The following is a 14,595-nucleotide window of genomic DNA, read 5'->3' on the forward strand; positions in this document are numbered from 1 at the left end:
TACCAATAAAAATAAGATTATTAGCGATAATAGATTAAAATGTATTTATAGAAGTGCTTCAAGAATGTATTTTTCTGATATTATAGCCAGTTTTGGATTAAAATTAAAAATTTTAATCCAAAATTGAGGTTTGATGTACGCGAATTCGGGATAAGAATTTGTCAATTCTTATTCCAAATTCGGTGAAATCATTTATCTATAAAGGTATCCTATGATCCTATCTGAAATTTCAATAGTAGAATGGTGGCTGATCGCTGGCGTTATTTGTATAATTATAGAATTTGCTAACATTCCAAATGTTGGTTTTTTATTTTTGGGTCTAGGTGGAGTATCTACTGCAATAATATTAAACAATTACCCGGGTCTTTTAAAATACCAGTATATAATTTTTGGCTTTGCTTCTTTTATGTGGCTGATTACCTTATGGTATCCGCTAAAATTTTATGTTTACAAGAAATATGATAAGTACGAATATTCTGATATGGTTGGTAAGGAAGTAGTGGTATACAGCAATGAACTTCTAGTAGGGGAAACAGGACAGGTATTGTGGTCAGGAACTATTATGAATGCTAAACTCAGCAAAGATACTATAAAATCAGTACATAAAGGAGATATACTCCGCATAGTGCAAGTTGATGGTAATGTGCTTATATGTACTGCAAGAAATGGGAGTGTTACGAACTGATTTTTTTTGGTAATTTTGTTGTCAAAATTTGCTTTTGCTCTCCAATTGCTCCTATTTTTATTGCCATTGCATATATTATAAATAAACATTTTATAAAATTCCCTATCTCCTAATATTTCCTCTATCTTTTCCTTACCAAATTCCTCTATAAATTTCGATATTACTGCAATTTGATCGTCTGCCGTACATGCTCCTTTATAAGGAATTATTTTATATATTAATGGCATAGCAATTTTATTATATGATACCGACAATACTAATATATTTCTTATCTCCTGTCCTAATTCCCAAGTGGTTCTATCTAAGTATTATTAATCACTTGAATTCTTGATTTTATTAACTATAGAATATATTTCTTTTTTGCTGTAGCTTCTTCCAAAATTTTCATTAGCTATATCTGTGACACTTTTTGCACTCCATCCTTTAGATAAGTATAAATCTATAAATTTTTTTAAGTCATCTGCAAGAAGAGCTTTATGAGGTTCAGAAGCACTAGAAATTAGCAGTACTATTTCGCCCTTGATAATATTCGAGTTATAGAAATTTAGCACATCTTCTATTAACCCAGACTTTACTTCTTGATAAAATTTAGTAAGTTCTCGTGCTACACATACCTCCCTATTACCAAAAACAGTAAAAGCTGTATGTAGCGATTGTTCTATTCTGCTAGCAGTTTCAAAAAAAATCAAAGTTGCTTTTATATTAGATAATTCTGTAAAAATCTTCTTTTTACCTTCTGTAGTTTTTGGTAAGAATCCAGCAAATAAAAAGCGATCTGATGGTAATCCAGAAATGGTTATAGAGGTAGTTAATGCCGAAACGCCCGGCACTACATCTATGTGATAATTCAGTTTCCTTAAATCTCTTACTAGTTTATAACCAGGATCAGCAATTAACGGTGTTCCAGCATCGGATATTAGGCTAACTATTGCTCCATTATCAATTAATGTGCGGATAAATTCTCTTTCTTGATAATCACTATGATCATTATATACTTGTAACTTAGTCTTTATATTATGTTTTGCTAGTAATTTTCTTGATATTCTAGTATCCTCACACAGTATAATTGTAGAATTTTTTAACGTTTCTAAAGCCCGGAGTGTTATATCATCTAGGTTACCAATAGGTGTTGAGACAATGTATAGCCCTGGTTTAAAGATCATAATTTAATCCTATAAGTAAGCATTATGAGCAGTATAAAAGACTTCCTGCATAAGTCAAAGAAGCTTTTGAGATTTCTAGGAGAAACGAAGCCGAGTACCGCAGCGTACATAGACGTACGTGAGGAACGAAGGCGAGTTTTGACGACAAAATCACCAACTAGATTGACTTATGCACAAAAATTTTTAAAGGCTACCTTATCATTCATATGTCTTGTCTCTTTATTTTCTTGCCAATCTAATAAGGAAGTTGTTGTTTCTAGACCAAAAGAAGTTGTTCAGGAAACTCTAGAAGTGGCTATTTTAATGCCCCTAACAGGAGAACATTCTACATTAGGTAAGCAATACAACCAATTAATTAAAATGGGTCTAGAAGATGGCTTAAAAACTTATGTTCATGTTACTTCTTATGATGGTTCTAATGAAAAGCAGGTACTTGCTGCAATGGATAAAATACTACTACGTAAAACAAAAATTATTCTCGGACCATTATATTCAAATCTTACTTCTATAATTGCCAATAAAGCTAAAGCACATGATATTATTATCATTACCATGTCTAATAATCCTGTATTGGCAGACAAAAAACTTTTTGTATTTGGTCATGCTCCGTCAAAGCAGCTCACAAAAATAATTAATTACTTTGCCGATAATGATTATAAAAATTTCATTGCACTTTTACCTTCAGGCAGTCATGCACAAGCTATAAACCAACTTATCCAAAATATACTAATTCAAAAAAATTCTACCTTAGTGCGGAGTGAATTTTATGCTAATATACCGGAATCAATAGAAAAAGCGGTGTTAACTGTCTCAAATAGTGTTGATAATTTAAATGAAATGGAGGATACGGCAACTAAGCCTGTAATTTATCTGTCAGATGATGGTAAAAATTTAGATTTGCTTTTTGATAGTATTCATAAACATAATTTGGATAAGAAAGCAGTTATAATAGGTGATAACAGAATAGATATCGATCATTCTGAACCGGTAGATATTATCTACACTGGTTCATTGAATATTGTCAATAGTAATATAATAGAAAGGGCTAAGAATATAGGTATTAATCATTTGTCTTTCATGCATGCTGTAGCTTATGATCTAGGAAGGATAACATCAAAATATATAGGTAGCAACTTTAGCGAAGAACGATTTTTAGCAGCTATTAATGGTAAAACTCCGTATACTGGTATATCAGGTAATGTCTACTTCATCGATTCAATAGCTCAAAGAGAGTATGACATAATTAAGAAAGAAGATGGCTTGTATAGTACCATGGCAAAAAGTGATAATAAATTCTGATTTAGATATAATTAACTCAAAAATGTTTAATTCGATAATCAAGTTTTTTTCTGAAGGCTACAATTCATGGCAGTGTATAGCAAGTAGGAATTATGTAGAAGCTGCTTAAGTTAAGGTTAAATTCAATGAGATATTTTATAAAATATTCAAAAAAAACTCAGTCCAATTTTATCTTCAATTTGTTAACATTTTTGATAATCGCTAGCATCCTTATCTTTATTGCTTGGGGTTTAAAGCAGATGGCAGCACCAATAGCTGTATTAGAGCAACAACCAGTAACTCTAGAGTATAGTAATCTTTTGCAGTATTCTCTTAGAACGCTTTTGAGGATGCTAATTGCAGTAATTGTCTCATTAATTTTTACTTTTATTTATACCAGCCTAGCTGTTAAAAGCAAGAAATGTGAACAAATATTAATTCCGTTACTAGATATTCTTCAATCTCTTCCTATTCTTGGATATATTTCTTTTACAGTTACAGTTTTTTTAGCTCTTTTCCCGTCAAGTATTATGGGAGCTGAATGTGCAGCAATATTTGCCATTTTTACATCGCAAGTTTGGAACATGACATTTAGTTTTTATTATTCGCTTAAGAATATCCCACAAGAATTGCATGATGCAGCATATATTTTTAGAATGTCAAAATGGAGACAATTTTGGCAGGTCAGCGTTCCATATGCAGTGCCAGGATTAGTTTGGAATATTGTAGTATCAATATCTAGTGGGTGGTTTTTCGTAGTAGCTTCAGAGGTCATCACAGTTGGCAATACCCATATAACCTTGCCTGGAATAGGATCATATATTGCTTTAGCAATTACGCAGAAAAATCTTTATGCAATTAGCTCAGCAATTATGTCAATGTCACTGGTGATTATATTATATGATCAATTGCTACTTAGACCTCTAGTGGCATGGTCTGATAGATTTCGTTATGAAATGAATGCAGGTAACAATGCACCATATTCTTGGGCATTAAATTTATTTCAAAGAAGTTTGATTATTCAAAAATTATTCTCTCCTATTGCTTATATTGCAAAATTTATACTTTATCTCCCCATACTTAATCGTTATAGCGAAATAAATTCAAGTTCGTCAAATAATTTTTCCAATAATCCTTCGTGGAGCGATTATTTATGGTATACTATGCTGGGCGGCATAGCATGTTTTTCAGCCTATTACATATATCATTTCTTGCATTACGATATTGGTGGGTCTGAGCTATTGAATGTATTTGTTTTAGCATCAATTACTATGTTACGTGTGGTAGTACTTATAATTCTTGCGGCAATTATATGGGTACCGATTGGTATATATGTTGGACTAAATCCTAGAGTAACAGCTATTGTACAACCACTAGCACAATTTTTTGCAGCTTTTCCAGCAAACTTATTATTTCCAATTGTCTTTATAATTATTACTCGTTACGATTTAAACCCTAATATTTGGCTTAGTCCTTTGATGATTATGGGAGCTCAATGGTATATATTATTTAATGTTATAGTAGGAGCATCAACTATTCCCAATGAGCTTAAAGATGCCACAAAAATTTTCAGAGTCAGTGGCTGGAATTGGTGGTTCAAAGTAATGTTACCAGCAATTACCCCATATTTTATAACAGGAGCAATAACTGCATCAGGTGGGGCATGGAATGCTAGTATCGTGGCAGAAATTATTAATTTTGGCGATCGGAAAATAGCAGCAAGCGGTATTGGAAGTTATATAGCTGAAATGACAATAAAGGCTGATTTTAATAAAATAGTTTTAGGTATGGGCATTATGGCTCTATTTGTGGTATTGTTTAATCGTTTATTTTGGCAACCGTTAAATGAGTATTCTATTAAAAGATTTCAGATATAATTCTATGAATCTAGAATATCCAAAAATTTCAAAAAAGCCTATTGCATTTAACTGTAAAGTTATTATAATGTAATGTTTCGTTTAGCTAACCTAAATTCGGGATAAGAATTAGTTAATTCTTATCCCGAATTGGCTTGTTATAAGGAAAAATGCATTCTTAAAGCGGTTTTGCGAATGCATTTTAAGCCTTTCTAAAGCTAATAATTTTAATCTTTCAAAATCATGTTTTTAGCAAATTAATATTTAACAATCAGGTGAAGAACCGCTTCAAACCTGATTGTTTCTATATGTATCCCTGAATTCGATGTAACTTGTTACATTGAATTCAGGTTAGCTAGGCTAGCAATACAATGAATAATAGAATAAACAATCCATCTACGATAGTAGTTGCAATGTCTGGTGGGGTTGATAGCTCAGTAGTAGCTGCTATGCTCCATGAACAAGGCCATAAAGTCATTGGTATAACTTTACAATTATATGATCACGGTATAGCTACCAAGAAAAGAAATGCCTGTTGTGCTGGGCAGGATATTTACGATGCAAGAATGGTAGCAGATAAGTTGAACATTCCGCATTATATCTTAGACTATGAGTCTAAATTTAAAGAATCAGTAATTGATGACTTTGCTGATAGTTATATTAGAGGCGAAACCCCCCTGCCCTGCGTAAAATGTAATCAGTCAGTTAAATTTAAAGACTTATTAAAAGTAGCAAAAGATTTAGGGGCAGACTGTCTTGCTACTGGTCATTACGTGCGGAAAATCGAAGGTATCGATGGGGCAGAATTACATACTGGTATTGATATAACCAAGGATCAAAGCTATTTTTTGTTTGCAACTACCTTAGAACAACTAAATTATCTATCTTTTCCCTTGGGAGAATTAAGTAAAGAGCAAACAAGAAATATTGCTACTAGATTTAATTTAGGCGTCGCAGATAAGCCTGATAGCCAAGATATTTGTTTTGTGCCAGATGGTGATTATAGGAAGGTAATCAGCAAGATACGAACCAACGCTAATGAGAAAGGTAAAATAATCCATGTAGATGGCTTTGAACTTGGGACACATAATGGTATAATAAACTATACTGTAGGTCAACGTCGTGGGCTTGGAATAGCTTTTCATGAGCCACTTTATGTAGTAAGAATTGACCCTAATACAAAAATTGTATATGTTGGTCCAGATTCGGTATTAGATTCTACCGAATTTACTATTAAGGATGTTAATTGGCTAGGCAGAGAAATGGTCGCACAAGAGGAAATTGATGTACAAGTTAAGATTCGCTCTACTCGTCCTGCTACCTTTGCCAAGATTAGTAAAATGAGTAATACAGAAATTAAAGTAAAATTAATCTCTGCAGAGAAAGCTGTAACTCCTGGTCAAGCTTGTGTCATATATGATAATGATCGAGTCCTTGGAGGAGGATGGATTACTAGAGAGATTGTATAGATCCAATTTCAAAAAAGTCTATTTTTATAAAATAAGTAATCTTAGCACTACAGTTGTAGTTACTCACAATGTTGTCCCTGCGAGGCTTTGCCCACGTGGATCACTAGTATGCCATTCCCCCGCGTAGGCGGGAATCTATAATATTTAATAGCCTTTGCAGGTTATTTTAGACCCCCTACCTACGCAGAGGTGACATCGTTTTTACTACTGATAGTCTAGTGATACGATACTACAACTGTAGTAATACACCCTTCTAGGGTTTTCTACTATTTAAAATCGGAGGAATTAATGAGCTTTTTAACAAAAAAAAGTTTTGAATCAATAAAAGAACTAGGTAAGACTAGTGGTCTTAGCAAAACCCTAGGAGCATTTGACTTAGTGCTACTGGGGCTTGGTGCTATAATAGGCACAGGTGTATTTGTAATGACTGGTATAGTCGCTGCCACATATTCTGGTCCTGCCGTCATGCTATCATATGCTATTGCCGGGATAACATGTATATTCGTTGCCCTTGCATATACAGAGCTTGCTACAATGTTACCTACTTCGGGTAGTGTATATACCTATGCTTACGTAGCTTTTGGGGAAATATTTGCTTGGTTAATTGGTAGCGTCATTGTACTAGAACTTGGTTTTGCTGCTGGTGCTGTTGCAGCCGGTTGGTCTGGATATGTTCAGGCAATATTGTCAGCAGGCGGAATATATTTACCTAAGGCTTTAACTGCTGTACCCGCCAATGGTGGCATGATAAATTTACCAGCTTTTCTTATTGTAGTATTTATTTCTTTTATTTTATATTTAGGAACAAAAGATAGTAAAAGACTCAATGCTATATTAGTATTTATAAAAATGGCAGCTATCTTTGCTTTTATCATATATGCTACACCACATTTTAATGCTACAAATTGGCAGAATTTTTTACCTTTCGGCTTTAATAATATGCTAGTTGGTGCGTCTATCCTATTTATTGCTATGACAGGTTTTGGTACGATAGCCGCTACAGCTGAAGAATGCAAAAACCCTAACCGAGATTTAATGATCGGAATTATTGGGTCACTGGTAATTTCAACAATAGTATATGTTATAATAGCTGGGTTGGCTACTGGCATAGCATCTTTTGATCAACTTAATAATGATCAACCACTTGCTTATGCACTGAGCCTAAATAACAGTAATATTGGTTCTGCCATTGTTGCTACTGGTGCTGTCGCTGGTATGACCACAGTATTAATGATGAATATTTATGGTACGTCTCGTATCTTTTATGTAATTGCCCGAGATGGGTTACTACCTAAAAGTTTTGCCAAACTACATCCTAAATATGATAGTCCATATATTACTATCTTACTATTTTCTGCCCTTGCTGCTATATTAGGGGGATTTTGTCCAACTGCAATTCTTGTTCAGCTATCATCTATGGGAGCTTTAATAGATTATACGGCAGTTGCTATAATAGTTATGTTATTTAGAATAAAAATGCCGGGTGCAACAAGACCGTTTAAATGTCCTGCTGCATTTATCATGATACCATTTGTTTTAGTAGCTTGTCTATATTTACTAGTTATACAAATAGTTGATGGTGAGTTTAATTTAATGACTGCCGGGAAAGTGCTAATATACTGGTTTGTGGCAATGTTTGTCCTATATATTTTTAGGTCATTTTTCATAAAACGAGAGGTCTAATTTGTATGAGTGATAAATTACAATCTTTACGTGGTATGAAAGACCTACTACCTGAGGATTACCTGATTCACGATTACATAATAAACACAGCCAAACATATAGGTGGGCTTTATGGTTATCAAGCCATAAGTACACCTATAATTGAATATACTAAAGTCTTTGATCGTACACTTGGAGAGACTTCTGATGTAATAAGTAAGGAAATATACAGTTTTCTTGATAAAAGTGGTAATCATATCTCTCTTAGACCGGAGTTTACGGCTGGCATTATCAGGGCTTTTATATCTAATAATCTGCAACAAACATTACCTATTAAATTTTTTTCAAACGGTCCAGTGTTTCGTTACGACCGACCACAAGCTGGAAGACAAAGACAGTTCCATCAAATAAATTTTGAGTATATTGGTGGAGAAGGACCTAGCACCGATGCCGAAACGATTAAGCTTGCATTAGATATCCTTCAAGCTTTAGAAATAGATCAAAATACAACTTTAGAAATAAACTCACTGGGTTGTACTACAACTCGTGCTGTTTACCAACAAAAGTTGGTAGAATATTTCAATGATTATAAGTCAGAATTATCAGAAGATAGCCAAAAGCGGCTTATCAAGAATCCAATGCGTATATTAGATTCGAAAGATGAGCATGATAAAAAAATAGTTGCAAATAGTCCGCTAATGTCATGCTATTATAGTAGTGATGCTGCAAAATATTTTGACGATTTGCTAAAATACTTAGATTTACTCAATGTAAAATATATCATTAATCCAAGATTAGTAAGGGGACTTGACTATTATTGTCATACAGCTTTTGAGTTTACTACTAGCAACCTTGGTAGTCAGTTTGGTAGTCAGTCGACAGTTCTTGCTGGTGGTCGTTATGATGGGCTGAGCAAACTTATGGGAGGTCCTGAAGTAAAAGCCATTGGCTTTGCTGCTGGAATTGAACGCCTTAGCCTAATGAGAGAGTACCACATATCTAAACCAAGACCAGTATTTGTCTTTCCCATTAGCGACAATAATTTAGAATATTGCTTAATTTTAACAAATCAATTGCGTCAAAAAAATATTCCTGTTACCTTAGATACTAACGGCAAAATAGCTAAAAGAATAATACGAGCTAATCTACAAAAAGCTAAATATGCCATTTTTGTTGGCGATGATGAACAAATGAGCAATAGTTTCAAATTAAAAGACCTTGATAAAGAACAAGAATATTTATTGCAATTTGAACAAATTGTAGAATTATTAGTTAATGTAAACAAATTATAATTACACATGAGCAAATTTGTACAAGCAGATGGTAGGGTTATATATACTCAGACCACCCTAACTAAACAACAGAAAGAAGCTATTGGATTACTCTCAATTGGCACGTTCTTAGAATATTTTGACCTGATGCTTTATGTTCATATGGCAGTACTTCTTAATGAGCTTTTTTTTCCGAAATATGATCCTCACACTGCCTCTCTTCTTTCTGCCATTGCTTTTTGTTCTACATTTGTTGCTCGACCAATTGGAGCTTTGTTATTTGGCTGGATAGGCGATAATATAGGTCGTAAATCCACTGTTATCATAACAACTTTTATGATGGCTATTTCTTGTATTACCATGGCTAATTTACCCACTTATGCACAAATTGGTGTCACTGCTGCTTGGTTAGTTACTATATGTCGTATCGTTCAGGGCATATCTTCTATGGGGGAAGTAATAGGAGCAGAACTCTATGTTACTGAAATAACAAAACCTCCTATACAATATCCAGCTGTTTCGTTAATTGGAATTTCCAGTAGTTTAGGGGGAATGGTTGCTTTAGCTATTGCCTGTTTGGTTACTAGAAATGGTTTTAATTGGCGTATTGCTTTTTGGGTGGGGGCTGGCATTGCTTTAGTGGGTGTTGTAGCTAGGACAAATCTTAGGGAAACGCCAGAATTTGTCGATGCTAAACGTTATTTAAAAAGAATTTTAGATAATGTTTCAAATAAGGTAAGCATAGATAAAAAACATGTGGAAAGTAATCCAATTTATAACGAAAAAGCTAACCCAAAAACATTATTGCTGTTGTTTCTGATGAATTGTATATGGCCAATCTGCTTTTACTTTCTTTATATTTATTGTGGTAATATCCTCAAAAATTCTTTTGGTTATAGTGCTGAACAAATTATTTATCAAAATTTTACCGTCTCTATAATACAATTATTAGGTATATGCTTACTAGCATATTTAAGCTATATTATCTATCCTATAAAAATTCTTAAAGTAACAACATCAGTATTTTTTATATTCATATTGTTCCTACCATATTTATTAGATAATATTCGAACTCCCTTTGACTTATTTTTAATCCAATCATTTATTGTCCTTTTTGTTTCGTATGCCCCTATCGCAGCGATTACATATAAGCATTTTCCTGTCTTTAAACGCTTTACCTCCGTTAGTCTTATATTTGCTTTATCACGTGCCTTAATGTATGTTATTACTTCCTTTGGGGCTATTTATTTGGTAGAATATTTTGGTCATTGGGGGTTATTAATAATATTACTTCCAACAACTATAGGGTTTATAGTTGGTTTATATCATTTTGAAAAATTGGAGAAAGAAGCTGAGAATTATCCACACAAATCTGATATAGATTATGTTGGACGAACTGTGGTATAGATAAATTTTCATAACATAATGCAACTAAATTTTGTAGTATTGCTGGTATTTTTAAATGCATAGCAATAATTATGAATTCTTCCATAGTTTCCTTGATGATTTTCTTCATTTTCTCCGGCGATTTAACTCCTATAGTCTGTAAATTATGCTTTCTATCAAATAATTTAATCAATGCCACATCATATTTTTTTTTTCTATATAAGATTTCCATAATTTCCGCTGAGCTAATCTTGCCGTGGGGTTTGTTCCTACTTAAAGCTTCTACTTGACTAGCAACCTGCTCTCCAAAAATATAGGCAATCATTTTTTCGGTAAGTGTAGTGTCTTCGATGGTGTCGTGTAATATGCTGGTAACAATAATGTCAGTGCGGAAAAGATAATCAGAGATCATATAAGCTACCTCTATTGGGTGAGAGTAATAAGGCTCGCCTGACTGCCTCATTTGGCTGCCATGATATTTCTTGGCGTAATAAATAGCCTTTATAACCTCATCAATATCTATTGGCCTATTTACTTCCTCATTCATCTTACGTAATTTGTCCAGTAACCTAGTAGCATATTGACAAGGTGCATACTTTGAGTTGTCCCAATAATTAATATCTTCTTCCATAAGAACCATAATATTTTAAATCACTATACAAGTTAAACTAAAAATTAGAATATTACTAGGAATTTATTATATTTTTTTTGAAAAAGATAAATATTTATACCAATTCCCAAAATCAACAATAAAAAATTTTTTATATTGACCTGCCTATAGATAATTATATAATCCACGCTTTCAATAAGTATAAAGTTATAATGATTAAATTACAAAAAATATTATTTACAACTTATATATGTTTCGTAGTTTTTGTGAATGCTCAGGCAGATGAGATTACAGCTGATCAAAGATTTTTTTATATTGGTACTGAAGCTGGTATAGTAGAACCAGTAGTGAAAAAGTTCCGTCATAGTTCAGGTAGTGGTTTTACTTTAAAAAGGTCTAAGATGTATAGCGGTAAGATTGGTTACAGCTTCTATCCGCAAATGGCAATTGAGCTTTCGGTAACACACCAACCAAAATACCGACTACATTATGTTTTACCACAAAAAGAACTAGCTCCCTCTCTAATTATACCACAAACTCCAGGGATCACTAAGGTAATTTCCAATATATATATGATTAATTTAGTATATGATCTCGATAAAGTGCAGGAAATAACTCCTTTTGTTATATTAGGTGCTGGGATGGCACGGGTAAAAGTTAACTCGGCTTCTTCTCGTTGGGATTTAATGAATGTAGAGTATTTTAGAATTAAAACAACTCGTAGTAATTGTTTTGCTTGGCAAGTGGGTCTTGGATTTTCTAAGGAGTTATCTAGCAATTTTAGCATTGATGCAGCAGTAAAATTACAAGCTGCTCATTCAATAAAGATTAACTATGCTACTTTGGATATGAAAACCCAGCAATTTATACCAGCCCCTCCTATTAAAAAGACCATAGGGGTTGGAGAATTTGGTATAGGGTTTACTTATAGGTTACCAATTTAATGCAAGAAGACTATTAGTGTATTGAATTTTTTAGTGTATACTAGTAAAAATTTAAAGAATTGACAACAAAATACGGTGTTATCCTTGTTTTGTTTTACGTTATGGAGAATATATGACCACTAATTTAGAACTCACCTCAGCACCTCATAATACATACGATGAAGTGCCTTACGAAAGTTATCCGTACGCCTTAACCAATCCATATCACCTACAGACACTTGCTGTTTTATTTGGGATGAAACCAACAGCAATTGAAACTGCACGAATTCTAGAGCTAGGATGTGCTGCAGGCGGGAATTTAATACCTCATGCTGTTAATTATCCTAAAGCACATTTTGTTGGAGTTGATCTATCTAAAGTGCAAATAGATGAGGCTAATAAACATAAAGAAGGATTAGCTCTTAAAAATATAGAATTCCGACATTGTTCTATTACAGATATTGATGAATCATTTGGTAAATTTGATTACATAATTACTCATGGAGTAATCTCTTGGGTACCAAAATTTGTTCAGGATAAGATTTTTGAAGTAAGTAGTAAAAATTTATCAGAGAATGGAATCGCGTATATTAGTTATAATACACTACCTGGTTGGAATATGGTTCGTACCATAAGAGATATGATGCTTTATCACTCAAATACATTTAATAATATTCAAGATAAAATTGCTCAATCTAGATTGTTACTTGAATTTGTTAAGGATAGCTTGGAAACTTCCGACTCTCCTTATGCTCAAGTGTTAAAATCTGAAGCCAGTTTGCTTGCCAAACAAAATGACCATTATTTGCGTCATGACCATCTAGAAGAAGATAATGTACAATATTATTTTCATGAATTTATGGATGAGGCTAAAAAAAACAATCTACAATATCTGTCTGATTGTAGTATAGCTAGCATGTATTTAGGAAATATGCCGGCAAAAGTGGTGGAAAAATTACAAGCGATAAATGATATTGTTAGAACCGAACAATATATGGATTTCATTACCAATCGTCGATTTAGATCAACCTTACTTTGCCATAATAGTGTTAAATTAAGTAGATCTATCAATAATGAGGATATTAATAAATTTAATATGACATTTAATATAGTACCAGAAAAGCCTCTTGTTGATATAGATCTTAATTCACTTGAAACAGAGAAGTTTTTTTATAATGGTAATAAGGATAGTAGTTTATCAACATCTTCTCCTTATATGAAAGCAATACTCTATACTTTCTCTGAGAATATCAATAACCCAATGAGTTTTGATAAAATTGCCGTGAGTAGCAATAAAAAATTACATGGAACAAAATTGAATGAAATAAAGGCTGAGTTCTTAGCTAATGCCATGAAATTAGTATTGCAAGGATATATTAATATAACGTTACAGGCAACTCGAAAAGAAGTAGATCTTAATAAACCTAAAGCATCAAAGCTGATCGCATATCAGGTAGCTCATACACCCAATATGTGGGTAACAAACCAAAGACATGAGGTGGTAGCTATTAACCTTTTTGAAAAATTTGCTCTGCAATATATGGACGGTAAGCATGATAATAAGCAAATAATTGAATCTGTCATGCAGCATGTTAATTCTGGTGAGATGACATTAAGCCGTGACGGTAAAAAAATAGATAATATTGATGAAGTCAGTAAAGAATTAGAAACATTCTTGCAACCTACACTAACTAGATTCGTGACTAATGCTCTGCTGATTTAAAGATAAGATATATACTCGGTGAACTTCAAGAATTGGCGTTGTCGTGTCTAAAGATCTCCGCTGCTCACGTACTAATGTACGCTCCGCTGCTCGACTTTGCTACTGCCTAGCTCTTCTTGAAGTTGACCTTCGTCTACCAACTCTTCATTTACGAGCAGTATACTCTAGAATAGAAAATCAAGAATTGCGTTGTATCATTCGGGATAAGAATTAGTTAATTCTTATCCCGAATTGGCTTTAATATAAGGAAAAATGCATTCTTAAAGCGGCTAACGCGAATGCATTTTAAACCTTTCTAAAGCTAAAAACATGATTTTAAAAGATTGAAATCATATTTTTAGCAAAATATTAATTTAACAATCAGATGCAGAGTCGTCTCAAATCTGATTGTTTCGATATGACAAGCTTCATGGATTGCCACGCTCACGTACGTTCGCTCGCTAATAGACATATGCGTCTATAAAACGTCTATTAGCGAGGAGACCCTAGGCAATCTATAATTTCACCGAATTTGGGATAAGAATTTGTCAATTCTTATCCCAAATTCGTGTAAATCATAGCAACATCCT

Annotated in this window: 10 protein-coding genes and 1 pseudogene; 9 read left to right on the top strand and 2 right to left on the bottom strand. The window is 33.2% G+C overall.

Annotation, left to right across the window (positions count from 1 at the left end; translation table 11 throughout):
- The first annotated feature begins 211 nt into the window (after positions 1–211).
- The gene (locus ACFEL2_RS07255; protein WP_341751684.1) at positions 212–685 is read left to right on the top strand and encodes an NfeD family protein; all 474 of its coding nucleotides are present in this window, start codon (positions 212–214) and stop codon (positions 683–685) included.
- Positions 686–996: 311 nt separating this feature from the next.
- Here the strand turns inward: ACFEL2_RS07255 and rsmI are convergent, their stop codons facing one another.
- Positions 997–1,848, bottom strand: a complete 852-nt coding sequence (gene rsmI / locus ACFEL2_RS07260) for a 16S rRNA (cytidine(1402)-2'-O)-methyltransferase (protein ID WP_341748393.1) — start codon at positions 1,846–1,848, stop codon at positions 997–999.
- A gap of 24 nt (positions 1,849–1,872) precedes the next feature.
- On the opposite strand from rsmI, the gene ACFEL2_RS07265 reads away from it, so the two are divergent.
- The 6 genes from ACFEL2_RS07265 to ACFEL2_RS07290 all read left to right on the top strand — a co-directional run bounded on the left by ACFEL2_RS07265 (position 1,873) and on the right by ACFEL2_RS07290 (position 10,791).
- Entirely contained in the window at positions 1,873–3,147 is a 1,275-nt protein-coding gene (locus ACFEL2_RS07265; RefSeq protein WP_341751683.1) for a penicillin-binding protein activator, read from the top strand.
- A gap of 125 nt (positions 3,148–3,272) precedes the next feature.
- Positions 3,273–5,003 carry an ABC transporter permease gene (locus tag ACFEL2_RS07270; protein ID WP_375331899.1) on the top strand — a complete coding sequence of 577 codons (1,731 nt, stop codon included), beginning with the start codon at positions 3,273–3,275 and terminating at the stop codon, positions 5,001–5,003.
- Positions 5,004–5,353: 350 nt separating this feature from the next.
- Positions 5,354–6,451 carry a tRNA 2-thiouridine(34) synthase MnmA gene (mnmA, locus tag ACFEL2_RS07275; RefSeq protein ID WP_341751681.1) on the top strand — a complete coding sequence of 366 codons (1,098 nt, stop codon included), beginning with the start codon at positions 5,354–5,356 and terminating at the stop codon, positions 6,449–6,451.
- Between the two features lie 288 nt (positions 6,452–6,739).
- Positions 6,740–8,134, top strand: coding sequence for an amino acid permease (locus ACFEL2_RS07280; protein WP_341751680.1), 1,395 nt, complete (start codon positions 6,740–6,742; stop codon positions 8,132–8,134).
- A gap of 5 nt (positions 8,135–8,139) precedes the next feature.
- Positions 8,140–9,405, top strand: a complete 1,266-nt coding sequence (gene hisS, locus ACFEL2_RS07285) for a histidine--tRNA ligase (protein WP_341751679.1) — start codon at positions 8,140–8,142, stop codon at positions 9,403–9,405.
- Between the two features lie 6 nt (positions 9,406–9,411).
- A complete protein-coding gene (locus ACFEL2_RS07290; protein ID WP_375331900.1) occupies positions 9,412–10,791 on the top strand; it encodes an MFS transporter in 1,380 nt (459 codons plus the stop codon).
- Here ACFEL2_RS07290 and ACFEL2_RS07295 read toward each other — a convergent pair.
- Entirely contained in the window at positions 10,694–11,401 is a 708-nt protein-coding gene (locus ACFEL2_RS07295) for an HD domain-containing protein (protein ID WP_375331901.1), read from the bottom strand. The two genes, ACFEL2_RS07290 and ACFEL2_RS07295, sit on opposite strands and share 98 nt — an antisense overlap.
- A gap of 191 nt (positions 11,402–11,592) precedes the next feature.
- Between ACFEL2_RS07295 and ACFEL2_RS07300 the strand changes: the two genes are divergently transcribed.
- A complete protein-coding gene (locus ACFEL2_RS07300) occupies positions 11,593–12,324 on the top strand; it encodes an outer membrane protein (RefSeq protein ID WP_375331902.1) in 732 nt (243 codons plus the stop codon).
- A 145-nt stretch (positions 12,325–12,469) separates the two neighbouring features.
- Positions 12,470–14,026 (top strand): annotated as a pseudogene (locus tag ACFEL2_RS07305) (methyltransferase regulatory domain-containing protein); the annotation flags it as partial.
- Between the last annotated feature and the right edge of the window lie 569 nt (positions 14,027–14,595).

Origin of the sequence: Candidatus Tisiphia endosymbiont of Temnostethus pusillus, assembly GCF_964264675.1 — a bacterium.
Lineage (GTDB): Bacteria > Pseudomonadota > Alphaproteobacteria > Rickettsiales > Rickettsiaceae > Tisiphia.